The sequence below is a fragment of the Pantoea alfalfae genome (assembly GCF_019880205.1).
In the GTDB taxonomy this organism is placed as follows: domain Bacteria; phylum Pseudomonadota; class Gammaproteobacteria; order Enterobacterales; family Enterobacteriaceae; genus Pantoea; species Pantoea alfalfae.
The window spans coordinates 2,246,046-2,270,046 of record NZ_CP082292.1 but is presented as its reverse complement, the minus strand read 5'-3'; the positions used below and the strand labels follow the sequence as shown (position 1 = coordinate 2,270,046).

General features: G+C 54.0%; 18 protein-coding genes, 3 tRNA genes and 1 other RNA gene. 11 read left to right on the top strand and 11 right to left on the bottom strand.

Features of this window, described 5'->3' with window-relative positions; genetic code table 11:
* The first annotated feature begins 277 nt into the window (after positions 1 to 277).
* Together K6R05_RS10575 and K6R05_RS10570 are read left to right on the top strand one after the other, a co-directional pair.
* Positions 278 to 1,024 (top strand): EAL domain-containing protein, encoded by a 747-nt coding sequence (locus K6R05_RS10575; protein ID WP_161735821.1) that lies wholly within the window; start codon positions 278 to 280, stop codon positions 1,022 to 1,024.
* A gap of 79 nt (positions 1,025 to 1,103) precedes the next feature.
* Positions 1,104 to 2,555 (top strand): protein adenylyltransferase SelO, encoded by a 1,452-nt coding sequence (locus K6R05_RS10570; protein ID WP_222924109.1) that lies wholly within the window; start codon positions 1,104 to 1,106, stop codon positions 2,553 to 2,555.
* 7 nt (positions 2,556 to 2,562) lie between these two features.
* Here the strand turns inward: K6R05_RS10570 and K6R05_RS10565 are convergent, their stop codons facing one another.
* Both K6R05_RS10565 and ppsR read right to left on the bottom strand, forming a co-directional pair.
* Positions 2,563 to 3,609 carry a 3-deoxy-7-phosphoheptulonate synthase gene (locus K6R05_RS10565; protein ID WP_161735818.1) on the bottom strand — a complete coding sequence of 349 codons (1,047 nt, stop codon included), beginning with the start codon at positions 3,607 to 3,609 and terminating at the stop codon, positions 2,563 to 2,565.
* A gap of 151 nt (positions 3,610 to 3,760) precedes the next feature.
* A complete protein-coding gene (ppsR, locus tag K6R05_RS10560; RefSeq protein ID WP_013357691.1) occupies positions 3,761 to 4,588 on the bottom strand; it encodes a posphoenolpyruvate synthetase regulatory kinase/phosphorylase PpsR in 828 nt (275 codons plus the stop codon).
* Positions 4,589 to 5,024: 436 nt separating this feature from the next.
* Between ppsR and ppsA the strand changes: the two genes are divergently transcribed.
* Positions 5,025 to 7,406, top strand: a complete 2,382-nt coding sequence (gene ppsA / locus K6R05_RS10555) for a phosphoenolpyruvate synthase (protein WP_222924108.1) — start codon at positions 5,025 to 5,027, stop codon at positions 7,404 to 7,406.
* A 69-nt stretch (positions 7,407 to 7,475) separates the two neighbouring features.
* Here the strand turns inward: ppsA and rprA are convergent.
* An RNA gene (rprA, locus tag K6R05_RS10550) (antisense sRNA RprA) lies at positions 7,476 to 7,583 on the bottom strand.
* 292 nt (positions 7,584 to 7,875) lie between these two features.
* The gene (gene ydiK, locus K6R05_RS10545) at positions 7,876 to 8,994 is read right to left on the bottom strand and encodes an AI-2E family transporter YdiK (RefSeq protein ID WP_371876300.1); all 1,119 of its coding nucleotides are present in this window, start codon (positions 8,992 to 8,994) and stop codon (positions 7,876 to 7,878) included.
* A gap of 205 nt (positions 8,995 to 9,199) precedes the next feature.
* Here ydiK and ydiJ point away from each other — a divergent pair, with 205 nt between their 5' ends.
* Positions 9,200 to 12,253: a D-2-hydroxyglutarate dehydrogenase YdiJ gene (gene ydiJ, locus K6R05_RS10540; RefSeq protein ID WP_222924107.1), complete on the top strand. Its 3,054-nt coding sequence runs from the start codon at positions 9,200 to 9,202 to the stop codon at positions 12,251 to 12,253.
* Positions 12,254 to 12,286: 33 nt separating this feature from the next.
* Here the strand turns inward: ydiJ and K6R05_RS10535 are convergent, their stop codons facing one another.
* Positions 12,287 to 12,691 carry a hypothetical protein gene (locus K6R05_RS10535; protein ID WP_161736479.1) on the bottom strand — a complete coding sequence of 135 codons (405 nt, stop codon included), beginning with the start codon at positions 12,689 to 12,691 and terminating at the stop codon, positions 12,287 to 12,289.
* A gap of 388 nt (positions 12,692 to 13,079) precedes the next feature.
* On the opposite strand from K6R05_RS10535, the gene sufA reads away from it, so the two are divergent.
* Genes sufA through K6R05_RS10500 form a run of 7 tightly spaced genes read left to right on the top strand, consistent with a single transcriptional unit; the run spans position 13,080 to position 19,742 of the window.
* The gene (gene sufA / locus K6R05_RS10530) at positions 13,080 to 13,454 is read left to right on the top strand and encodes a Fe-S cluster assembly scaffold SufA (RefSeq protein ID WP_003853229.1); all 375 of its coding nucleotides are present in this window, start codon (positions 13,080 to 13,082) and stop codon (positions 13,452 to 13,454) included.
* A gap of 7 nt (positions 13,455 to 13,461) precedes the next feature.
* Complete coding sequence (gene sufB / locus K6R05_RS10525; protein ID WP_013357696.1) at positions 13,462 to 14,955, top strand: Fe-S cluster assembly protein SufB; 1,494 nt, start codon at positions 13,462 to 13,464, stop codon at positions 14,953 to 14,955.
* Positions 14,956 to 14,997: 42 nt separating this feature from the next.
* Positions 14,998 to 15,744 (top strand): Fe-S cluster assembly ATPase SufC, encoded by a 747-nt coding sequence (gene sufC / locus K6R05_RS10520; RefSeq protein WP_161736468.1) that lies wholly within the window; start codon positions 14,998 to 15,000, stop codon positions 15,742 to 15,744.
* Positions 15,719 to 16,999, top strand: coding sequence for a Fe-S cluster assembly protein SufD (gene sufD / locus K6R05_RS10515; protein ID WP_161736469.1), 1,281 nt, complete (start codon positions 15,719 to 15,721; stop codon positions 16,997 to 16,999). Before sufC ends, sufD begins: the two co-directional genes overlap by 26 nt.
* Positions 16,999 to 18,222 (top strand): cysteine desulfurase SufS, encoded by a 1,224-nt coding sequence (gene sufS, locus K6R05_RS10510; protein WP_161736480.1) that lies wholly within the window; start codon positions 16,999 to 17,001, stop codon positions 18,220 to 18,222. Before sufD ends, sufS begins: the two co-directional genes overlap by 1 nt.
* Before the next feature lie 21 nt (positions 18,223 to 18,243).
* Entirely contained in the window at positions 18,244 to 18,660 is a 417-nt protein-coding gene (sufE, locus tag K6R05_RS10505; RefSeq protein WP_161736470.1) for a cysteine desulfuration protein SufE, read from the top strand.
* 56 nt (positions 18,661 to 18,716) lie between these two features.
* A complete protein-coding gene (locus K6R05_RS10500; RefSeq protein ID WP_222924106.1) occupies positions 18,717 to 19,742 on the top strand; it encodes a L,D-transpeptidase family protein in 1,026 nt (341 codons plus the stop codon).
* 81 nt (positions 19,743 to 19,823) lie between these two features.
* Here K6R05_RS10500 and K6R05_RS10495 read toward each other — a convergent pair whose 3' ends face one another.
* From K6R05_RS10495 to K6R05_RS10470, 6 genes are all read right to left on the bottom strand, one after another.
* Positions 19,824 to 20,060, bottom strand: a complete 237-nt coding sequence (locus K6R05_RS10495) for a major outer membrane lipoprotein (protein ID WP_003853216.1) — start codon at positions 20,058 to 20,060, stop codon at positions 19,824 to 19,826.
* A 303-nt stretch (positions 20,061 to 20,363) separates the two neighbouring features.
* Positions 20,364 to 21,776, bottom strand: a complete 1,413-nt coding sequence (pykF, locus tag K6R05_RS10490; protein ID WP_161736472.1) for a pyruvate kinase PykF — start codon at positions 21,774 to 21,776, stop codon at positions 20,364 to 20,366.
* A gap of 344 nt (positions 21,777 to 22,120) precedes the next feature.
* Positions 22,121 to 22,197: transfer RNA gene (locus K6R05_RS10485), tRNA-Val, on the bottom strand.
* 11 nt (positions 22,198 to 22,208) lie between these two features.
* Positions 22,209 to 22,285: transfer RNA gene (locus K6R05_RS10480), tRNA-Val, on the bottom strand.
* 3 nt (positions 22,286 to 22,288) lie between these two features.
* A tRNA-Val gene (locus K6R05_RS10475) sits at positions 22,289 to 22,365 on the bottom strand.
* Positions 22,366 to 22,517: 152 nt separating this feature from the next.
* Positions 22,518 to 23,891, bottom strand: a complete 1,374-nt coding sequence (locus tag K6R05_RS10470; protein WP_222924105.1) for an MATE family efflux transporter — start codon at positions 23,889 to 23,891, stop codon at positions 22,518 to 22,520.
* Between the last annotated feature and the right edge of the window lie 110 nt (positions 23,892 to 24,001).

Genomic DNA, 24,001 nt, shown 5'->3' with positions numbered 1-24,001 from the left:
TCAGACTTAAGTCCAATTTAAAATAGAGTTAAAACAAAGGGTAAAAGTTTTATTTTAAATGAACGTTTAGCGTGAGGATTTAATAAAAAGAATAATGGCTGATTTAATTTCACTAATAACCGGTGTTTTATCACCTTTATTTGGCTTAAGCGTGATCGGCTGTTGTCAAACGGCAATGGAAGCGTAAAGAAGGTCGTCTCTTCAATGATTTGGCACTATTGCCTGCAGCTGACCATTACTATACGATATCAACATCGCCGCATATTCTGGCATTAAAATGAAAATTCATCTCTCGGCCGACTATCAGTCGGAAATCTGGTTTTATCCTGTCTGTGATGTTGACGGACGGTTGACCGCTGTCGAGCTGGTTACGCAGTTTGTGCATGAAAGTGCGCCCATCACCCTGCCACAGGATCTGCTGCTTCCCCAGCTTGACGAGTCGCAGCAGTTGCGCCTGCTGCAAAGCCAGATTGGATTGCTGGAGCAGAATCGCGGATTATTTGAAGCGCATTCCGTGTCAGCCTTTATCCGTATTGATGAAGGCATGGCCCGGACGCTGCTTGCCAGTGAATTAGTCATGCGCAAAATAAAACAGCTGCCGTTCATTCTCCTGAATATCACTGAAACGTTTCCGCAACTTAAGCTGGGCAACAATAATCCGCTGCTGGCGAGCCTGCATGCTGAGTTTAATTTAGCACTTTCACATTTTGGCGCGGGCAAAACACCCTCTAATGCGGTCTACGATAATTTATTCAGCTGCATCTGTCTCGACAAAGAGTTTATTCACTCCCTGGCAAAGCGCGCATCATTCGTGCCGTTTATTCAGAGCATTATTGATAATTTCCGCACGCATTGTGACCGCCTTATTATTTGCGGCATTGACGATGAAGTGCTGTTCGAAAAAGTGAGTCAGCTGAATGGCGCTGAGTTTCAGGGTTCACTCTTCCCGGTGGTAAAATCTGATGCGCTGCATTCGCTGCTCTGTGCCGACGAGCGCATGCCATCTTCTCAGCATCCTGGCTGACCTGACCTGTTAATCCCCGCCATCAGCGTTACACTAAAGGACTAACCTACGTATCGCTGAGTATCGCATGGGAGAAACAATGTCCTCAGGCAAGGCCTCTTTTGACAACACCTGGTTCCGTGAGCTTTCCGGGTGTTATACCGCGCTGAACCCCACGCCGCTGGCAGGCGGACGTCTGCTGTATCACAACGCACCGCTTGCAACCTCAATGGGGCTGGATAGTGCGCTTTTTGAGGGTCACGGTCACGATGTGTGGCACGGTGCGGCACTGCTGCCCGGCATGCAGCCGCTGGCGCAGGTCTACAGTGGCCATCAGTTTGGTGTCTGGGCGGGTCAGCTCGGTGACGGGCGCGGTATCCTGCTGGGTGAACAGCGTCTTGATGATGGCAGCAAACTTGACTGGCATCTCAAGGGTGCAGGCCTGACGCCTTATTCCCGCATGGGCGATGGTCGTGCCGTCATTCGCTCCAGCGTCCGGGAGTTTCTCGCCTCGGAAGCGCTGCACCATCTGGGCATCCCCACCACGCGCGCACTCACTCTGTCGATAGGCGATGAGCCGGTCTACCGCGAAACCACTGAACGTGGCGCGATGCTGATGCGCATTTCACCGAGCCACCTGCGTTTCGGTCATTTCGAGCATTTCTTTTACAGCCAGCAGCAGGAGAAAGTACAGCAACTGGCCGACTACGCCATTCGCCATCACTGGCCGCATCTGGAAGGAGAAGCGGACCGTTATCAACAGTGGTTTGCCGACATTGTGTTACGCACGGCTCGCCTGATTGCGCTGTGGCAGAGCGTGGGCTTTGCGCATGGCGTCATGAATACTGACAATATGTCGATCCTTGGCCTGACTATCGACTATGGCCCGTATGGTTTTCTGGATGATTATCAGCCTCACTTTATCTGTAATCACAGCGACTATCAGGGGCGCTACAGCTTTGAAAATCAGCCGATGATTGGCATGTGGAATCTTAACCGTCTGGCACATGCGCTGTCGGGGCTGCTGACCACTGAGCAGTTGCGAACGGCGCTGAGCGCCTATGAACCTGAACTGATGCGGGTCTGGGGTGAAAGGATGCGGGCAAAACTCGGCCTGCTGACACAACAGAGCAGCGACAATCAGATTCTGACCGATCTGCTGGCGCTGATGACGCAGGATCACAGTGATTACACCCTGACGTTCAGACTGCTGAGTGAGACCCGGCAGACTGAACGTCGCTCACCGCTGCGCGACGAGTTCATCGATCGTGAGGCGTTTGATAGCTGGTATCAGCGCTACCGCAGCCGTCTGATGGACGAGCAGGTCAGCGATGCGGAGCGTCAGGCTGTGATGAAGGCGGCCAATCCGGCGGTGATTCTGCGCAACTATCTGGCACAGCAGGTAATTGAAGAGGCGGAGCGGGGCGAGCAGGGTGCGCTGGCTCGTCTGCATCAGGCGTTACAGCAACCCTTTAGCGATGAAACAGCCGCTGAGTATCGTCAGCGGCCGCCAGACTGGGGCAAAACCTTAGAGGTCAGCTGCTCCAGCTAATCGGAACTCAGAGGCGGTGCGAAACCGCCTCGGCCAGCAGGGCGAGCACCTGTTCGCTCTCCTGCCAGCCGAGGCAGGGATCGGTAATCGACTTGCCGTAAACCAGCGGTTCGCCGCTCACCACTTTCTGATTGCCTTCTTCCAGGAAGCTTTCAATCATCACACCGGCAACGGCTCGCGATCCTGATTTAATCTGCTCTGCCACCTCTGCCGCCACATCCATCTGACGACGATGCTGCTTCAGGCAGTTGCCGTGACTGAAATCGATCACCAGCTGCTGCGGCAGATTAAATGCCCCCAGACTCTCCGCGGCGGCGGCGACATCACTGGCATGATAGTTTGGCTGTTTGCCGCCTCGCAGGATCACATGACCATGCGGGTTGCCACTGGTCTGATAGATAGTCATCTGGCCCAGTTTATCCGGCGACAGGAACATGTGGCTCGCGCGTGCGGCGCGAATTGCATCTACCGCGATCTGCACGTTTCCATCAGTGCCGTTTTTAAAGCCGACCGGGCAGGAGAGGGCCGAGGCCATTTCACGATGGATCTGGCTTTCGGTGGTACGTGCGCCAATCGCGCCCCAGCTGATCAGATCGGCAATAAACTGGCCGATCACCATATCCAGAAACTCCGTGGCAGTGGGCAGGCCCAGCGCGTTGATATCAATCAGAAGCTTGCGGGCAATGCCGATGCCCCGGTTCACATCGTAGCTGCCATCCAGGTCCGGATCGGAGATTAAACCTTTCCAGCCGACAACGGTGCGTGGCTTCTCGAAGTAGGCACGCATTACAATCTCCAGCCGATCTTCATAGCGGCTGCGCAACGCGTTCAGACGCGCAGCATACTCCAGGGCCGCTTTCGGGTCGTGCAGCGAGCAGGGGCCAATCACCACTAGCAGGCGGGGATCTTCACCCGTCAATATACGGGCGATACGTTTACGGGCAGCGGTGACGTTGTCGGCAATCGCCGCGGAGACAGGATGTTCAGCCGCCAGGCTGGCGGGGGTAATCAGACTACCAATGCGTGCGGTACGCAGTTCGTCGGTTTTGTTCATGAGTATCTCGAAAAGGGTTCTTCGCAGCGGTGGAATACCGGGAAGTGATGGTGGTCACAATAAACCATTAGTCTGCGAATTCAACCCGTGATTTGATAATGAAATCAAAACCCACGGCAGCGGCGCTTTACATCTTCGATCTGATTTCCCTTCAATACATGCGGCGTGTCAGGCCCATAATGTCGAGAATTTTGGTAGCGATCTCTTCGACCGAGTAGTTGGTGCTGTTGAGATAGCGGATTTGATGGGTGCGGAACAGCGCTTCCACTTCGCCTACTTCCAGCCGGCACTGACGCATTGAGGCGTAACGGGTATTTTCCGCCCGCTCCTGCCGTATTGCTGCCAGGCGTTCCGGATCGATGGTCAGCCCGAAGAGTTTATTCTGGTGGGCGCGCAGCGCGGGCGGCAGTTTAAGATTATCCATATCGTCGGCAATAAACGGGTAGTTGGCGGCACGAATACCAAACTGCATCGCCAGATAGAGGCTGGTGGGTGTTTTGCCACAGCGCGAGACGCCTAACAGAATCACCTGCGCATCCTCCAGCCCGCGCAGCGAGATGCCGTCATCATGTGCCAGGGCGTAATCGATCGCCGCAATACGCGCGTCATATTTCCCCAGATTACTGGCGTCCAGTCCGTGGGTACGATGTGCCACTGGCGCTGGCGATAAGCCCAGTTCCTGCTGAAGAGGAGCCACCAGCGCCTGCACGATATCCTGACAAAAACCCTCACTCTGCACGATAATGTCGCGCACCTCGGGTGTGACAATGGAGAAGAACACCAGCGGCCGTACGCCGCTCTGCTGATAGAGTGCGTTAATCTGGGCTTTAACCGCCAGCGCCCGCTGGACGTTTTCCACAAATGGCAACGTCAGGCTGGTGATATTGACTGGAAACTGCGACAGCACCGCATGGCCCAGGACTTCAGCTGTAATCGCTGTACCATCGGAGATATAGAAAACGCTTCTGTCAGTTGTCATAATGAATTCTGCCTCAGCCAGGAGTGAGCCATCAGCATGCGCGATGCGACTTAATAAATCATCTCTGATTTTAATTTATGGAATGTCTGCCCGGATTATCTGTCTGCAGTTTCATCACACTAATAAAAATGAAAAGGCGTTTCGATTCGCCGGAATTCTTTTCAACCGTGATCGGGCTACAAATAGCCCTGCGTCTGTTGCGCAACAAAACAGAATGCATAAGTGGCTGAAAATCTTCCATTTCCTGCCACATCAATCAGTTAGAGGAATATAGCGACTTTGCGCAACAGCAAAATAATCCGCTCACAATTCCGAAACTGCGGCTGAAATTCTGCTTTAACGATTCAACAGATCGTTATTGATGGGGTGATATGCCAGGCTGGAAACAGCTCACTCTCTGTGTCCATTCATTGATAATTGATTAAGGATAAGCGCGATGTCCACTCAAGAACAGCCACTGGTGCTCTGGTATAACCAGCTTGGTATGCATGATGTTGATCGGGTAGGCGGCAAAAACGCCTCCTTAGGTGAAATGATAACGAATCTGTCGTCGCTGGGCGTTTCCGTGCCCAATGGTTTTGCGACCACGTCGTACGCCTTTAACCTGTTCCTCGATCAAAGCGGGCTGAACCAGCGAATTTATGCGCTGCTGGATGAGACAAATATTGATGATGTTGATGCGCTGGCAAAAGCGGGTAAACAGATTCGTCAGTGGGTGGTGGAAACGCCGTTTCTGCCGGAGCTGGAGTCCGCCATTCTGGACGCTTATCAGCAACTGTCTGCCGATGATGCTGACGCGTCGTTTGCCGTCCGCTCCTCTGCCACCGCCGAAGATATGCCCGACGCCTCCTTTGCCGGCCAGCAGGAAACCTTCCTGAATGTGCAGGGCATTGACGCCGTGATGGTGGCGGTCAAGCATGTCTTTGCTTCACTGTTTAACGATCGTGCTATCTCTTACCGTGTGCATCAGGGCTACGACCATCGTGGCGTGGCGCTCTCTGCGGGCATACAGCGCATGGTGCGTTCGGACCTGGCCTCGTCAGGTGTGATGTTCACCATTGATACCGAGTCCGGCTTTGATCAGGTGGTCTTCATTACTGCCGCCTTGGGACTGGGTGAGATGGTGGTGCAGGGCGCTGTTAACCCGGATGAGTTCTATGTTCACAAGCCAACGCTGGCGGCCGATCGTCCGTCTATCGTACGCCGCAACATGGGCTCAAAAAAGGTGCGCATGGTGTATGCCGATTCTCAGGCGCATGGCGAACAGGTACGCATCGAAGATGTGCCTGAGGCCGAACGCGACCGATTCTGCCTGAATGATGAGGAAGTGCAGGCGCTGGCGAAGCAGGCGGTGCTGATTGAACAACACTATCAGCGGCCGATGGATATTGAGTGGGCCAAAGATGGACATACCGGCAAGCTGTTTATTGTTCAGGCGCGTCCTGAAACCGTGCGCTCAAATGGTCAGGTAATGGAGCGTTATACGCTGCAGGGTCAGGGCAGCGTCGTCGTTGAAGGGCGAGCCATCGGTCATCGTATCGGCGCAGGCGTGGTGAAGGTCATCCACGATATCAGCGAAATGAACCGCATTGAAAAAGGCGATGTGCTGGTGACGGACATGACCGACCCGGACTGGGAACCCATCATGAAAAAGGCGTCAGCCATTGTCACTAACCGTGGCGGACGAACCTGTCATGCGGCAATCATCGCGCGTGAGCTGGGTATTCCGGCGGTAGTGGGCTGTGGCGATGCCACCGATCGGCTAAGAGAGGGCCATCAGGTTACCGTTTCCTGCGCTGAGGGCGACACAGGCTACGTTTATGATCAGCTGCTCGACTTCGACGTCACCAGTTCGCAGGTCGATTCACTGCCTGAACTGCCGCTGAAAATCATGATGAACGTGGGCAACCCCGATCGTGCTTTTGATTTTGCCTGTCTGCCGAACAAGGGTGTTGGCCTGGCGCGGCTGGAATTTATTATTAACCGAATGATTGGCGTCCACCCTAAAGCGCTCCTTGAATTTGATCAGCAGACGCCGGAACTGCAGCAGCAGATCCGTAAAATGATGAAAGGATTTGATAATCCGGTGGAGTTTTACATCGCTCGTCTGACCGAGGGAATTGCCACGCTTGGTGCAGCATTTGCACCGAAACGCGTAATTGTCCGACTTTCCGACTTTAAAACCAATGAATATGCCAACCTCGTTGGCGGTGAACGCTATGAGCCGCAGGAGGAAAACCCGATGCTGGGATTCCGTGGTGCAGGTCGCTATGTGGCGGATAACTTCCGCGACTGCTTTGCGCTGGAGTGTGAAGCGGTAAAACGCGTTCGCAACGAGATGGGCCTGACCAACGTCGAAATCATGGTTCCGTTTGTGCGTACTGTGGATCAGGCGCAGGCCGTGGTGGAAGAGCTGGCCCGTCAGGGGCTGAAGCGCGGTGAGAACGGGCTGAAGATCATCATGATGTGCGAGATCCCGTCTAATGCGCTGCTGGCAGAGCAGTTCCTGCAGCACTTTGATGGCTTCTCTATCGGCTCTAATGACATGACGCAGTTGACGCTGGGGCTGGACCGCGATTCCGGTGTCGTCTCCGCGCTGTTTGACGAGCGTAACGAAGCCGTGAAAGCGCTGCTTTCCATGGCCATCAAAGCAGCCAAAAAGCAGGGCAAATATGTTGGAATCTGTGGGCAGGGACCGTCAGACCATCAGGATTTCGCCGCATGGCTGATGGAAGAGGGCATCGATAGTCTGTCGCTGAATCCGGATACCGTAGTGGAAACGTGGGTGAGTCTGGCACAGTTAAACAAAACCGCCTGACACCGCTTGCAGAAATGATGAAAGGCCCGCACTGCGGGCCTTTTTCTGTTATAGCTGGTCAGGTTCAGGCAAAAAAAAAGCCCATCACAGGGGATGGGCAAAGACTACACACAGCAATTCTTTACGCTACTCAGGGGAATCAGGTTGTCTGAAAATCAATAGCTTGACTTCGAACATAGGAAACATGTTATTCATACCGCTGGCTGGCGTCTTTAAGAATCCTCTTATTAGTTTAAAGCCGATAATCTTTTGTCACCTTTACTTCGCCGTTTGACTTAAGAAACAGTGCAGAAAGTAATCTTTTTTAGGCCGCAAAGGTCAAATAAAGGCCAAAGATGGCTTTTTTCTTAAAAATCGCTAATGGAAAACAGAATTTATCTGATTGGTGAGAGTAGGTGCGGTTAATCATCATTAACCGCACTAATCAATGCTCAAAAGGGGGATTGGCGAAACGCGTTACTGCATCGCATCAGACGGCAGGCGGGGTTCCCTCATGATCGGCCAGCGCATCCGCCACGGCCAGCGGGTCATTATCTGGCGCTGGCGCTTCATGAACCCAGACGGAAACGAGACGGTAAGAAACAGCCAGAACTACCGGCCCGATAAACAAACCAATCATGCCGAAGGCAAACAGGCCACCTATTACGCCAGAGAGGATCAGGATCATCGGCAGATCGGCACCCATCCGGATTAACATGGGGCGCAGAACGTTATCCATTGTACCGACCACACAACTCCAGACCAGCAGCACGGTCCCCCAGGTTGTATCGCCGCTCCAGTAGAGATAGATAATGGCCGGGACCAGCACCAGCAGCGGGCCAAGCTGAACCAGACAGCAGAGGATCATCAGCACCGTTAACAGCGTGGCATAGGGAATGCCGGAGATCGCCAGACCAATACCGCCCAGCACGCCCTGCACCAGTGCCGTCACTACCACGCCAAGCGCCACGGCACGAATGGACTGTGCTGCCAGCAGCACGGCGGCATCACCGCGCCGTCCCGCCATGCGGAAAGCAAAGTGACGTATGCCCTGGGCAGCCTGTTCGCCACGCCAGTAAAGCAGCACACTGAATAGCAACATCACGCCCAGATGGATCATAAAGCGGCCAAAATGACCGGCCTGCGCGACAAAAAAGCCGGTAGTACGGCCAATGTAGGGCTGAATTTTGGCCATGATGCCGGCACCACCGCTCGCTACCAGCGTGTCATAACTGACATAAAGCTTTTTGCCGACCATCGGCACATCCCTGAGCCACAGCAACTGCGGCATCGTATGACCCTGGGTAACCCAGGCGATAACCGGGGCACTGTTATCGATCAGGCTGCTGACCAGCAGTGCGATAGGGATGATAAACAGCAGCAGCAGCAGCATTGTCATCACGATCACCGCCAGCGAACGGCGCCCCCATAACAGTCGCTGGAATTTCAGCATCAATGGCCAGGTCGCAATCACCACCATGCTGGCCCAGGCAAAGCCCAGAATAAACGGCTGCACCACCCATAAGCAGGCGACGATCAGCAGCAGAATGAACATCAGGGTGAAGAGTATTTGCGGTAAATCCATATCCCGGTACTGGCTTTTCATCATTGACTCATAACCTCGTCTTAATCCTTCATTTCAGGGCATTCGGATGCCCGTTTTTATCATGATCTATTTGCCAGGGTTTAAACAGCGTCGCGGAGAAAGGTTTTTGTCTTTTCTGAAAAAAGGGCAGTCGCAGAAAAAATATGATAAAACGAGAAATCGCTCACGTATAAACGCAAACGTTTACAACACCTTCGGTCAGACAATCATGATCCCACAGATTTCGCAGGCACCGGGCCTCGTTCAACTGGTGCTGACGTTCCTTGAGTCGCTGAAAGAGCAGGGTTTTACCGGCGACATTGCAACCAGCTATGCCGATCGTCTTTCACTCTCCACCGATAACAGCATCTATCAATTGCTGCCCGATGCGGCGCTCTTTCCGCGTTCGACGGCGGACGTTGCGCTGCTGGCCCGTGTGGCTGGAGAAGCACGTTTTGCCAGCCTGGTGTTCACCCCGCGCGGCGGCGGCACCGGCACCAACGGTCAGTCGCTGAATCAGGGCATTGTGGTAGACATGTCGCGCTACATGAACCGCATCCTGGAAATCAATACCGATGAGGGCTGGGTACGCGTCGAAGCCGGCGTCATCAAAGATCAGCTGAATGCCTGGCTGAAGCCTTTCGGCTTTTTCTTTTCGCCTGAATTGTCCACCAGTAACCGCGCCACGCTGGGCGGCATGATCAATACCGACGCGTCGGGCCAGGGATCGCTGGTCTATGGCAAAACCTCAGACCATGTACTGGGCCTGCGCGCCGTGCTGCTGGGCGGCGATATTCTTGATACGCGGCCGATGGCCACCGCGCTGGCTGAAACGCTGGCACAGACGGCAACCCTCGAAGGCCGTATTTATCAGCAGGTGCTGACACGCTGCCGCGAGCACCGCGATCTCATTGTGGAAAAGTTTCCCAGGCTGAATCGCTTCCTGACCGGATATGACCTGCGTCATGTCTTCAGCGACGATATGCAAACCTTTGACCTGACACGTCTGCTATGTGGCGCTGAGGGCACACTGGCCTTTGTCACTGAGGCGCGTCTCGATATCACCCCGCTGCCGAAAGTGCGGCGGCTGGTGAACATTAAATATGACTCCTTCGATTCTGCCCTGCGTAACGCGCCCTTTATGGTGGAAGCGCAGGCGCTGTCAGTTGAGACCGTTGATTCCAAAGTGCTGAACCTGGCGCGGGAAGATATCGTATGGCACTCGGTACGTGAATTGATTGCTGACGTACCCGATAAAGAGATGCTGGGTCTGAACATCGTTGAGTTCGCGGGTGACAATGCCGCGCTCATCGATCAGCAGATCGAAAAACTGTGTGCCCGGCTTGATGCGCTGATGCAGCAGCAGCAGGGCGGCGTGATTGGCTATCAGTTCTGTAACGATCTGGCGGGCATTGAGCGCATCTATAACATGCGTAAAAAAGCGGTAGGTCTGCTGGGAAATGCTAAAGGCCGGGCTAAGCCGATTCCGTTTGTCGAAGATACCGCCGTTCCGCCGGAAAAACTGGCGGACTACATTGTCGAGTTTCGCGCGCTGCTCGACAGTCACGGCCTGAGCTACGGCATGTTTGGTCACGTCGATGCAGGCGTCCTGCACGTGCGTCCGGCGCTGGATATGTGCGATCCGCAGCAGGAGATGATGATGAAACAGATCTCTGACGAAGTGGTGGCGCTGACCGCGCGCTATGGCGGCCTGCTGTGGGGCGAACATGGCAAAGGGTTCCGCGCCCAGTACAGTCCGGCATTTTTCGGTGAGACGCTGTTTAATGAGTTACGTCGCATCAAAGCGGCGTTCGACCCGCTTAACCGCCTGAATCCGGGCAAAATCTGTACGCCCTTTAACAGCAACGACGAGATGATGCAGGTTGATGCGGTTAAGCGCGGAACATACGATCGGCAGATTCCGTTAACGGTCCGGGATGAATGGCGTGGAGCGATGGAGTGTAACGGCAACGGGTTATGTTTCAATTTTGATGCCCGCAGCCCGATGTGTCCCTCCATGAAGATCACCCGCAACCGTATTCACTCGCCAAAAGGGCGGGCAACGCTGACGCGGGAGTGGCTGCGGCTGCTGGCCGGGCAGGGCGTTGATCCGCTGGTACTCGAAAAACAGCTGCCGGAAAACAGCCTGTCGCTACGCGGGTTGATCGCCCGTACCCGCAACAGCTGGCACGCCAGCAAAGGGGAGTATGACTTTTCACACGAGGTGAAAGAGGCCATGTCCGGCTGTCTGGCCTGTAAAGCCTGTTCCACCCAGTGTCCGATTAAAATTGACGTACCTGCTTTCCGTTCGCGCTTTCTGCAGCTCTATCACACCCGTTATCTGCGCCCGGTCAGCGATCACCTGGTGGCGGCAGTCGAAGGTTATGCGCCTCTGATGGCGAAGGCACCAAAAGTGTTCAACTTTTTCCTGCGCCAGCCGTGGGTGAAAGAGTTAAGTAAAACGCATATCGGCATGGTCGATCTGCCGCTGCTTTCGTCTCCTAACCTGAAACAGCAGCTCAGCGGCCATCCCGCCATGAACATGACGCTGGAACAGCTGGAGGGACTGACAGCCACGGAACGCGCCAGCTGTGTGCTGGTGGTACAGGATCCCTTTACCAGCTTCTATGAGGCACAGCTGGTGAACGATTTTGTCAGGCTGATTGAGAAGCTGGGTTACCGCCCGGTGCTGCTGCCTTTCTCGCCAAACGGCAAAGCGCAGCACGTGAAAGGCTTCCTGCAACGTTTCGCACGCACGGCAGCCCGTACCGCCGATTTTCTCAATCGGGTCGCAAAACTGGAACTGCCGATGGTCGGCGTCGATCCGGCTACCGTGCTCTGCTATCGCGATGAGTATCGTCACACGCTGGGTGAATCGCGCGGCGACTTCAACGTATTGCTGGTGCATGAATGGTTAGAGCGTGCCCTGGCAGAACGTGAGGTACAGGCCACGGGCGGGGAGTCCTGGTATCTGTTTGCACACTGCACTGAGGTAACAGCGCTGCCTTCAGCGCCCAACCAGTGGCAGGCGATTTTCTCCCGTTTTGGCGCAAAGCTGGAGAACATTAATGTAGGTTGCTGCGGCATGGCGGGCACTTATGGGCACGAAAGTCAGAACCTTGAAAACTCGCTGGGGATCTATGCGCTCTCCTGGCATCCCCAGCTTCAGCGACTGCCGCGCCAGCGCTGTCTGGCCACCGGCTATTCATGCCGCAGCCAGGTCAAGCGTGTGGAAGGCAACGGCATGCGCCATCCGCTACAGGCATTGTTAACGCTAATGTAAAAAAATTGTGCGCGACGTCACGTCGTGACTGGATTAGAATATCCAGCCTGCGTGACGCACGAAGTCACTTTGCAGCACGGCGGCTTTGTTCCACTCTCCGACCATAGCCAGTTGATGGCAGAGGCGGGTCAGGGACAATCGCGCCAGTTGATAGGCCTGAAGGCGAAACAGGCGATCGCGATCGTTGTTTCCCATCTCCTGCACCAACCGGTGATGCAGTTTACCCATCGCATGCAGGTAACTCTGATCGTCACCGTTCAACTGGCAGACTTCTGCCATATCCTGGCAGGCATCGTTAAACTGACGTAGCTGATGAATCGTGCAGTCGGCCCGGTCGAGTTTTGCCTGCGCCATATAAAAGTCGACGGTGATATCACGCACCGAAAACTGGTACTCGTCGATTTTATGCTGCAGCCAGGCGGAGACAGAAAGCATTATGGCGTCACCCTCAATGTTAATGATAATAATTATCATATTCATTCGAGGCGCGATTGCAATTGCAGGAGAGAAAAATTTATCGATTTATCCTGCCTGTCGGTATAATCGGAAATAACAATCTGTTTACATCAGAGAAAGGCGTAACCTATCAATAAGCATTTTTATCAAAAATGGTTATTTCAAATAGAGTGATTTATTAATAGGTTATCAATGGCTTATTGAGACTGACTCTGTTCACACAGGATGAACGGAAGCAGCTATGCTTAATAATTGAGCAAATAAAACAGCACAAGATGATTATCCCTGCAAAACAAGAGGTTGAAGTGATTGGTCAGATCACTACCATAGGGGGATAGCCTGAAAAGGTCCGGACTCAAGAGGTATCAACATGGCATCTGTTAATACAGACTCTTTCTCACCCGACGATTTTGTCTGGAAAGGTCTGACGCTGACTGAAACCGCAGCGCAACAAATTCTCAATCTGGCGGCTCAGGACCCTGAAGTCAAGGGGCTGCGTCTGGGCGTAAAACAATCCGGCTGCGCCGGTTTTGGCTACGTCATGGATCTGGTGAAAGAACCCGTCGAAGACGATCTGCAGTTCTCATTCCACGGCGCAACGCTGTTTGTGCCGCTACAGGCGATGCCATTCGTTGATGGCACTGAACTGGATTACGTTCGCGAAGGCCTGAATCAGATTTTTAAATTCAATAACCCTAAAGCTCAGCACGCCTGCGGGTGCGGTGAGAGCTTTGGCGTCGAGTAAGTGAAATATGTCACGACACAGCGAAACATCTGACGATGTACAAATCTGGGAAGGCAAGCTCAACTACAAAGAGGGCTTCTTTACCCAACTGCAGACCGAAGAATTTGCCAACGGCATCAATGAAGATGTGGTGCGGGCGATCTCGGCTAAGCGTAACGAGCCAGAGTGGATGCTGGAGTTTCGTCTTAAAGCGTTTCGTGCCTGGCTTGAAATGGAAGAGCCGCACTGGCTGAAAGCGCACTACGAAAAACTCGACTATCAGGATTACAGCTACTACTCCGCGCCCTCGTGCGGTAACTGCGATGACACCTGCGCCTCAGAGCCGGGTGTGACGCAGGCTTCAGGCAGCGCGCCAGCCAGCGACTACCTGACGCAGGAAGTGGAGAACGCTTTTAATCAGTTGGGTGTGCCGGTGCGTGAAGGGCGGGAAGTGGCGGTTGACGCCATTTTTGACTCCGTCTCTGTGGCAACCACCTATCGCGGCAAGCTGGCGGAGCAGGGGATTATCTTCTGTTCATTCGGCGAAGCGATTCAGGAACACCCGGAGCTGGTGAAGCAATATCTCGGCACGGTAGTTCCGGCTAACGATAACTTCTTTGCCGCACTGAACTCGGCGGTGGCCTCTGACGGCACCTTCGTCTATATCCCGAAAGGGGTGCGTTGCCCGATGGAGCTGTCGACCTATTTCCGCATTAACGCAGCGAAAACCGGTCAGTTCGAGCGCACCATCCTGATTGCCGATGAAGACAGCTACGTCAGCTACATCGAAGGCTGTTCAGCCCCCGTGCGTGACAGCTATCAGCTGCATGCCGCCGTGGTGGAAGTGATCATCCATAAAAATGCTGAAGTGAAATATTCGACCGTTCAGAACTGGTTCCCTGGCGGCGAAGGCGAGGGCGGTATCCTCAACTTCGTGACCAAGCGTGCGCTGTGTGAAGGTGACCACAGCAAGATGTCCTGGACCCAGTCTGAAACCGGTTCAGCGATCACCTGGAAATACCCGAGCTGCATTCTGCGCGGGGATTATTCGGTGGGTGAGTTCTACTCGGTGGCACTGACCAGCGGTCGTCAGCAGGCCGATACCGGCACCAAGATGATCCACATTGGTAAAAACACCAAATCGACCATTATCTCCAAAGGGATTTCGGCCGGTAAAAGTCAGAACACCTATCGCGGCCTGGTAAAAATCATGCCAACTGCCACCAATGCCCGTAACTTTACGCAGTGTGACTCAATGCTGATCGGCCCTGATTGCGGCGCACATACGTTCCCGTATGTCGAAACCCGCAACAATACTGCCCAGCTTGAGCATGAAGCCACGACTTCACGTATCGGCGAAGACCAGATGTTCTACTGTCTGCAGCGCGGTATCAGTGAAGAAGACGCCATCTCGATGATCGTGAACGGCTTCTGTAAAGACGTATTCTCGGAGCTGCCACTGGAATTTGCTGTGGAAGCCCAGAAATTGTTAGCCATCAGCCTTGAGCACAGTGTGGGCTGATGCCGTCACACGCCTTGCCGGAAGCAATGTGAAGGAATAAGAATGTTAAGCATTAAAGATTTGCAGGTCAGTGTTGAAGATAAAGCCATTCTGCGTGGCCTGAATCTCGAAATTAAACCGGGCGAAGTGCATGCCATCATGGGGCCGAACGGCTCAGGTAAAAGCACGCTGTCAGCCACGCTGGCAGGCCGCGAAGATTATGAAGTCACTGGCGGTTCAGTCAGCTTCAAAGGTAAAGATCTGCTGGAGCTGGCCCCTGAAGAGCGTGCCGGTGAAGGCATTTTTATGGCGTTCCAGTATCCGGTAGAGATTCCGGGCGTCAGCAACCAGTTTTTCCTGCAAACCTCGGTCAATGCGGTGCGCAAATATCGTCAGCAGGACGAGCTGGATCGCTTCGATTTCCAGGACTTCATTGAAGAAAAAATTCAGCTGCTGAAGATGCCGGAAGATCTGCTGACCCGTTCAGTGAACGTTGGCTTCTCCGGTGGTGAGAAGAAACGTAACGACATCCTGCAGATGGCGGCGCTTGAACCTGAGCTTTGCATCCTGGATGAGACTGACTCCGGTCTGGATATTGATGCCCTTAAAATCGTGGCTAATGGCGTGAACAGCCTGCGTGACGAGAAGCGTGCCTTTATCATCGTCACTCACTACCAGCGTATTCTGGACTACATTAAGCCAGACTTCGTTCATGTTCTGTATCAGGGCAAAATCGTGAAATCTGGCGACTTCTCGCTGGTGAAACAGCTGGAGGAGCAAGGTTATGGCTGGCTTACCGACGAAGAGTGATTCTGCGCTGCAACAGTGGCATCACCTGTTTGAATCACGTGGCGACGTGCGTTCTCTGCAGGCACAGCAGCACTGGCAGCAACTGATGCGGGTTGGCCTGCCAACCCGCAAGCATGAAAACTGGAAGTACACGCCGCTGGATACGCTACTGTCCCAGCAGTTCGTGCTGCCCGATGCGCCGCAGACCCTGAGTGCTGAACAGGTTGATGCACTGGCCCTGCCGCTGGATGCGATCCGTCTGGTGTATGTCGACGGTCAGTTCCAGCCCGCCTTCAGCAGCCGCGACGTCGAACTGTTTGAGATCCAGCACAGCGTGGCCGCCGAGCGCCGTCCGCTGCCTGCAGCGGTTCAGCCGGAAGTCTTCCTGCACCTGACCGAGAGTCTGGCAGAAGCGGTGACGACACTGCGTCTGGCACGCGGTAAAGCCGCAGCCCGTCCGGTCTACCTGCTGCATATCACCAGCGGCCAGCAGACGGGCATGAACACAGTTCACTATCGTCATCACCTGCAGCTGGAAGAGAGTGCCGAGGCGGAAGTCATTGAGCACTACGTTTCACTGGATGAGCGCGCCCATTTCACCGGCACGCGCTTTACCTTTGCAATTGGTGACAATGCGAAACTGACTCACACCAAGCTGGCCTTTGAAAGCAGCGCCAGCTACCACTTTGCGCATAACGATCTGGTGATTGGTAACGATGGCCAGGTCAGCAGCACCAGCTTCCTGCTGGGTGCGGGCCTGTCGCGTCACAATACCAGTACTCAGTTGAATGGCGAAAATACCACACTGGCAATTAACAGTCTGGTTCTGCCGGTGAAACAGGAAGTGGCGGATACCCGTACTTACCTGGAGCACAACAAAGGCCACTGTGTCAGCCGCCAGATGCATAAAACCATCGTGCGTGACAAAGGGCGTGCGGTGTTTAACGGTCATATCAAAGTGGCGCAGCATGCTTTGAAGACCGACGGGCAGATGACCAATAATAACCTGTTGCTGGGCAAGCTTTCTGAAGTCGATACCAAACCGCAGCTCGAAATTTACGCGGATGACGTTAAATGCAGCCACGGTGCTACCATTGGTCGTATTGATGATGAGCAGATGTTCTATCTGCGTTCTCGCGGTATTGAGCAGGATGCGGCACAGACCATGATTATTCATGCGTTTGCAGCTGAACTCACCGAAACACTGGAAAATGAGGTGATGCGTCAGGCCGTGCTGCAGCGTATCGCGCAACGTTTTCCCGGAGGCGACATATGATGAACTTCGATCTCGAACGCGTCAGGGCTGATTTTCCTATCCTGAAGCGTGAGGTCAACGGTCATCCGCTGGCCTATCTTGACAGTGCGGCCAGCGCACAGCGTCCACTCTCGGTGATTAACGCCGAGAGTCATTTCTATCAGCACGGCTATGCGGCCGTGCATCGTGGTATCCATACGCTGAGCCAGCAGGCGACCAGCGACATGGAGAACGTGCGCGATCAGGCTGCCCGTTTCATTAACGCCGGCTCACAGGAAGAGATTATCTTCGTTAAAGGCACCACCGAAGGCATCAACCTGGTGGCGAATACCTGGGGCAGCAGTAACCTCAGGTCTGGCGACAACCTGATCATCACGGAGATGGAGCATCACGCCAATATCGTGCCGTGGCAGATGCTGGCACAGCGTACCGGTGCAGAAGTGCGTGTTCTGCCATTAAATGACAACGGTGAGCTGGCGCTGGAGCAGCTGGCGGGGCTGATAGACAGCCGCACGCGCCTGCTGGCGGTCACGCACGTTTCTAACGTGCTCGGCACCGTTAACCCGGTTAAAGCCATCGTGGCCCAGGCAAAAGCCGCTGGCGTGATTACGCTGGTGGATGGCGCGCAGGCCGTGATGCATGACAAAGTGGATGTGCAGGATATCGGCTGCGACTTCTACGTCTTCTCCAGCCATAAACTCTATGGTCCGAATGGCGTCGGTATTCTCTATGGGCGCAAAGCACTGCTGGATGAGATGCCACCGTGGGAAGGCGGCGGTTCGATGATCGGTCAGGTTCTGCTGCCCACCGGCACCACCTGGAACAGTGCGCCGTGGCGTTTTGAAGCAGGTACACCGAACACCGGCGGCATTATCGGCTTTGGCGCGGCGATGGCCTATGTGCAGGCGCTGGGACTGGATACCATTCATCAGCGTGAGACGGCATTGATGAATTACGCGCTCGATAAGCTGGGCACCGTTCCGGATATTCAGATCTATGGCCCGCAGTCTCGTGCCGGTGTTATTGCCTTTAACCTGGGCAAACATCATGCTTTCGATGTCGGCAGTTTCCTGGATCAATACGGTATTGCCATCCGCACCGGACATCACTGTGCGATGCCACTGATGCAGCACTACAATGTCCCGGCGATGTGCCGTGCTTCCTTCACCTTCTATAACAGTGAAGAGGAAGTGGATCGTCTGGCTGCTGGTTTGGCACGCATTCATCGTCTGCTGGGCGGCTGAACAGTTTTAACGGAGTCACTGATGGCAAATTTGCCTGAAAAAGAGAAACTGGTTCGCAACTTCAACCGTTGCGCTAACTGGGAAGAGAAGTACCTCTACATTATCGAACTGGGTTCAAAGCTTCCGGAATCTTCTGAAACGTTACACCAGCCGGAAAACGCGATTTCGGGTTGCCAGAGTCAGGTGTGGATTAGAATGACCCCGCAGGCCGATGGTTCCATCGCATTTGAAGGTGACAGTGACGCTGCTATTGTTAAAGGTTTGATTGCTATTGTATTTAGTCTCTATCAGAACCTGCCACCCGCTGAAATTCTGGCGCTGGATGTGCGCCACTGGTTTGGCGAACTGGCACTGGTGCAGCACCTGACGCCCACCCGATCGCAGGGGCTGGAGGCGATGATTCGGTCTATTCGCCATACCGCTCAGAACCTCAGCTAAGTTACACTCGACAGAGGCCATCCGGCGTCTGTTTTTTTATCTGACGAGAAAATTGCATGAAACCTGCTTTACGTTTAGCCGGTGCATTGCTGCTGACCTGCTTTGGGCTCTCTGCACCCGCATTCGCCACCGAATACCCGCTGCCACCGCCTGACAGTCGCCTGATTGGCGAAAACGTTCTGACTCAGGTTCCTGATGATAAACAACCACTGGAAGCCATTGCAGCCCGCTACCAGGTCGGGCTGCTGGGCATGCTGGAGGCGAATCCCGGCACCGATCCCTGGCTGCCCAAAGCGGGTACCCAACTGACGGTACCGCTGCAGATGATCCTGCCCGACACGCCACGCGAAGGGATTGTGGTGAATCTGGCCGAGCTGCGTCTCTACTACTATCCCAAAGGGGAAGATAAGGTTATCGTCTATCCCATCGGCATTGGCCAATTGGGTGCGGCAACGCCGGTCATGGTGACCCAGATCAGCCAGAAAATCCCGAATCCGACCTGGACCCCCACGGCTAACATTCGCAAGCGCTACGCCAGAGAGGGCATTACATTGCCTGGCGTGGTACCAGCCGGACCGGATAATCCAATGGGACAGTTCGCCATGCGTCTGGCACGGGGTACCGGCCAGTATCTGATCCACGGCACCAATGCGAAGTTTGGCATCGGCATGCGGGTCAGTTCAGGCTGTATCCGTCTGCGTTCAGAGGATATAGAAGCGCTGTTCAACGCCGTCCCCAAAGGCACGCGTGTTCAGATCATCAATCAGCCGGTTAAGTACGCGGTGGAGCCGGATGGAAAACGCTACGTGGAAGTGCATCAGCCGCTGTCGCGTAACGATAAAGACGATCCACAGACCATGGCCATTGCGATCGGCAGTGACCTGAAGAAATTCATGAAGAGTGAGAAGAGTGATAGCGCGCTCATTAAAGCCAGCTTAACGCGACGCTCAGGCATGCCTGTACTGGTCAGCAGTGGCGAGCCGGTGCAAAGTGATACCGTGCCGCCTGCGGGGCTGGAGAGTGCATCTGTGGGGGCTGATAGCCCGGTGACACAGGCTGAGGGTAACGCGGTTCAACCCTGACTGGATAAGTGTCTGTGGAGGGCACTGAATTCGGAGCAAAAAAAATGGCGCCATAAAGGCGCCATTTTTAAACCAGAACTCTTACTTACGGTAAGAGTGAGCCTGGTTGTCCAGACGCTGGTTAGCGCGAGCTGCGTCATCTTTAGCAGCCTGAACGTCTGAACGCACTGCGTTCACGTCGTTGCTCAGCTGGTCAACTTTAGCGTTCAGAGTCTGAACGTCTGAAGACAGCTGGTCGATTTTAGCGTTGCTTGAGCAACCAGCCAGCATAGTTGAAGCCAGAACTACCGCGCCCAGTACCAGTTTAGTACGATTCATTATTTATACCCTCTAGATTGAGTTAATCTCCATGTAGCGTTACAAGTATTACACAAAGCTTTTTAAGTTGAGAATAAATTTTTGATGAGAAGATGCTTAAATTTGATCGTTCGCTCAAAGAAGCAGCGAATCCCAGAATATGATAAAAAAATTTAGCGAAAACAGAGAGATTTAATCGGATTAACCTTAATATTAAGAGTATTTGAATAGTTATTTTCGATTGGAATTTTCCGGGATTTGGTTTAAGTAGAAATAAAAAAAGCGCCTCATTAAGGCGCTTTAAAATAATGGCAAAAAAGAGTTTTACAGTACGTGTACAGAGGCGGTGTTGGTAGTTCCGCTTGGTACTAATGCACCTGACACCAGCACCACAACATCACCTTTCTGTCCATAACCACTTTCCAGCGCGGCTTCTTTACCCAGACGATAGAAATCATCGGTTGAGGCGATTTCAGTGACCAGACGGGTCTCGATCCCTTTGCTCAGGATCAGCTGACGTGCGGTGGTCTGATTGGTGGTCAGTGCCAGAATGGTGGCGTTCGGGAAATATTTACGTACGGCTTTAGCAGACTTACCACCTTCGGTCGCGACCACAATCAGTGGCGCTTCCAGCTTCTCAGCCGTCTCTACCGCACCACGGCAGACTGCTTCAGTGATACGCAGCTTGCGGGTATCGTTCTGGCTGTCGATGCGTGACTTCATGACGCGGTCGGTACGCTCACAGATGGTCGCCATGATGGTGACCGACTCCAGCGGATAACGACCCTTAGCGCTCTCACCGGACAGCATGACTGCATCGGTACCGTCGAGGATGGCGTTCGCTACGTCACCGGCTTCTGCACGGGTAGGGCGCGGGTTCTTGATCATGGAATCAAGCATCTGCGTCGCGGTGATAACAACTTTGCGTGCTTTATTACATTTTTTGATCATCATCTTCTGCGCGAAGATCACTTCTTCGACCGGGATCTCAACACCCAGGTCACCACGCGCAACCATGATGCCGTCTGACGCTTCGAGAATTTCGTCGAAGTTATTCAGGCCTTCCTGGTTTTCGATTTTAGAGATGATCTGGATATGCTCGCCGCCGTGCTGTTTCAGGTGCTCACGAATTTCCAGGACGTCTGAACGCTTGCGGATGAAAGAGGCGGCGACAAAATCTACGCCCTGCTCACAACCAAAAATCAGGTCGCGCTTGTCTTTCTCAGCCAGAGCAGGCAGCTGGATGGAGACGCCCGGCAGGTTAACGCCTTTGTTCTCACCCAGATCGCCATTGTTCAGGACTTTGCACACGACGGTATTTTCAGTGACTTCGGTCACTTCCATGCCAATCAGTCCATCGTCGACCAGCACGGTGTTACCAATTTTCAGGTCGGCTGTGAAACCCGGGTAGGTCACCGCAACGCGTTCGCTGTTGCCGATCACACTCTGGTCGGTAGTGAAGGTAAAGGTCTGGCCAGCTTTTAGCACCGCATCGTTGCCGCCTTCCAGCTTCATGGTGCGGATTTCAGGGCCTTTGGTGTCCAGCAGGATAGCCGCCTGACGACCGGTTTTTTGCATGACGGCACGCATATTAGTTATGCGTTGACCATGCTCAGCGTAGTCGCCGTGAGAGAAGTTAAGACGCATAACATTCATGCCCGCTTCAAGCAGTTGAGTCAGCATCTCTTCGGATTCGGTTTTCGGGCCGATTGTACAAACGATTTTAGTCTTTTTCATGACGGATTTTCTGTAAGTTGTGATGGATGAATAAGGGCGAAATCCGATGGCAGCGCATCGAAGTGAAAATTCTGATTGAGACTGAAATGGGCAGTACTGAGTAAGAATAGGTGACGAAGGCCAGGCGTGCAGGGAAGTTGTGTGGTTACGGTTGGTAACCACCACGCTGTTGTTGCGCAAATCATTTGAGTTATCGCAGTAAGCACGTGATCGCTGAAACCTTTCAAGTAAGCAACGCGGGACAGTATAGACGCTAAGTATGCGAAAACCAATCAAAAAGCAGAGGGGGGAGCGATGCAGATCAATAAAAGGGAGAGTTGCGCAAGCTGAAGAAATTCTGAAAGTGGTGCGCTCTAATGGACTCGAACCATCGACCCCCACCATGTCAAGGTGGTGCTCTAACCAACTGAGCTAAGAGCGCATACTGAATATTGGTGCGTCCGAGTGGACTCGAACCACCGACCCCCACCATGTCAAGGTGGTGCTCTAACCAACTGAGCTACGGACGCACTTGGTGCGCTCTAATGGACTCGAACCATCGACCCCCACCATGTCAAGGTGGTGCTCTAACCAACTGAGCTAAGAGCGCAACATGCTGTCAGGGCGACAGCGGGGACGAATATTAACGGCAGCGCAGAAGCCTGGCAAGGGGAAAATAGTTTTTTCGCCATGACTGAGCAGCAACTGTGCTAACCGTCGTTTTTTTCGTCATCGCGGGCCATAATTAACCCGCTTTTACGGTTATCGCGCCGCGCGCGCCAGAATGATTTCCGCAGGTGACCGCTGTAAGCGTCTGATGCGCCAGATCATCATGACTGCCGCCGAGGTCAGACCGATAATAAAGCCGCACCAGAAGCCTGCTGGCCCCATCCGGGGCACCAGCCAGTCAGTCAGCGCCAGCAGATACCCGGCGGGCAGTCCCAGCAGCCAGTAAGCGATAAAGGTAATAAAGAAAATGGACCTTGTGTCTTTATACCCACGCAGGATCCCGCTGCCAATCACCTGTATCGAGTCCGAGAACTGATAAATCGCTGCCAGCAGCATCAACTGCGCCGCCAGTGTGACCACTTCAGGGTTGTCGTTATAGAGCAGGGCAATCTGGTGACGAAACGTCACGGTAAAAATCGCGGTCAGCGCTGCCATGCTGATGCCCACACCCTGAGCGGTCCAGGCGGCGACTTTTGCCTGCTCAGTAGAACCCTGACCCAGACGATAGCCGACGCGGATGGTGGTTGCGACGCCCAGCGACAGCGGTAATACAAACATCAGTGAACTGAAGTTCAGCGCGATCTGGTGACCGGCCACATTCACGATCCCCAGTGGTGAAACCAGCAGGGCCACAACGGCAAATAGCGTGACCTCAAAGAACAGCGCCAGTGCCACCGGCAATCCCAGCGTCATGAGACGGCTCAGAATCGGACGCGAAGGCGGCGACCAGCGGCTCTCCATACGGATATCGCGCATGCTGCCCATCCGGCGCACCCAGAAGCGCATGCAGATAAACATCACCCAGTAGACCGATGCCGTTGCCACGCCGCAGCCGACACCGCCCAACGCGGGCATGCCGAAGTGGCCGTAGATAAAGACATAGTTCAGCGGGATGTTAAACATCAGGCCCAGAAAGCCCAGCACCATGCCGGGTTTGGTTTTCGACAGCCCCTCGCACTGATTACGCAGCACCTGAAAGAAGAGATAGCCTGGCGCGCCGAACAGCAGGGCATGCAGATAGCCCTCGGCTTTAAGCGCCAGCGCGGGATCGATGTCATGCATCGCCCGGATAAGATAACCGGCGTGCCACAGCAGCACCATAATCAGCAGTGAGACAAAAAAGGCGAGCCAGTAGCCCTGGCGGATCTGTTCGCCGATGCGTTCGCGGCGGCCTGAACCGTTGAGTTGCGCAACGGTGGGCGTCAATGCAAGCAGAAGACCATGACCAAACAGGATGGCCGGAAGCCAGACAGAGGTGCCGACAGCAACGGCGGCCATATCCGTGGCGCTGACTGCGCCGGCCATAATGGTATCCACAAATCCCATTGCGGTTTGGGCCACCTGAGCAAGGATGACCGGAATCGCAAGGGCCAGCAATTGACGCGCTTCTGTTAAATACTTCTGCACGTTAACACCTGACTTATTAAATGAATTAAAAGGGCAGAAAAGCCCTTGGGAATAGCGCGAACCAGTGTAACCGGGGTAACAGAATTCGCCAATCTTTGTCACACAATGCG

Excerpts from the sequence above, each read along its gene's own strand:
- sufD (WP_161736469.1), top strand. The coding sequence starts at position 15,719 with ATGGCTGGCTTACCGACGAAGAGTGATTCTGCGCTGCAACAGTGGCAT.
- sufE (WP_161736470.1), top strand. The coding sequence starts at position 18,244 with ATGGCAAATTTGCCTGAAAAAGAGAAACTGGTTCGCAACTTCAACCGT.
- K6R05_RS10570 (WP_222924109.1), top strand. The coding sequence starts at position 1,104 with ATGTCCTCAGGCAAGGCCTCTTTTGACAACACCTGGTTCCGTGAGCTT.
- sufS (WP_161736480.1), top strand. The coding sequence starts at position 16,999 with ATGAACTTCGATCTCGAACGCGTCAGGGCTGATTTTCCTATCCTGAAG.
- pykF (WP_161736472.1), bottom strand. The coding sequence starts at position 21,776 with ATGAAAAAGACTAAAATCGTTTGTACAATCGGCCCGAAAACCGAATCC.
- sufB (WP_013357696.1), top strand. The coding sequence starts at position 13,462 with ATGTCACGACACAGCGAAACATCTGACGATGTACAAATCTGGGAAGGC.
- sufC (WP_161736468.1), top strand. The coding sequence starts at position 14,998 with ATGTTAAGCATTAAAGATTTGCAGGTCAGTGTTGAAGATAAAGCCATT.
- K6R05_RS10565 (WP_161735818.1), bottom strand. The coding sequence starts at position 3,609 with ATGAACAAAACCGACGAACTGCGTACCGCACGCATTGGTAGTCTGATT.
- K6R05_RS10495 (WP_003853216.1), bottom strand. The coding sequence starts at position 20,060 with ATGAATCGTACTAAACTGGTACTGGGCGCGGTAGTTCTGGCTTCAACT.
- ppsA (WP_222924108.1), top strand. The coding sequence starts at position 5,025 with ATGTCCACTCAAGAACAGCCACTGGTGCTCTGGTATAACCAGCTTGGT.
- K6R05_RS10500 (WP_222924106.1), top strand. The coding sequence starts at position 18,717 with ATGAAACCTGCTTTACGTTTAGCCGGTGCATTGCTGCTGACCTGCTTT.
- K6R05_RS10575 (WP_161735821.1), top strand. The coding sequence starts at position 278 with ATGAAAATTCATCTCTCGGCCGACTATCAGTCGGAAATCTGGTTTTAT.
- sufA (WP_003853229.1), top strand. The coding sequence starts at position 13,080 with ATGGCATCTGTTAATACAGACTCTTTCTCACCCGACGATTTTGTCTGG.
- ydiJ (WP_222924107.1), top strand. The coding sequence starts at position 9,200 with ATGATCCCACAGATTTCGCAGGCACCGGGCCTCGTTCAACTGGTGCTG.
- ppsR (WP_013357691.1), bottom strand. The coding sequence starts at position 4,588 with ATGACAACTGACAGAAGCGTTTTCTATATCTCCGATGGTACAGCGATT.
- ydiK (WP_371876300.1), bottom strand. The coding sequence starts at position 8,994 with ATGATGAAAAGCCAGTACCGGGATATGGATTTACCGCAAATACTCTTC.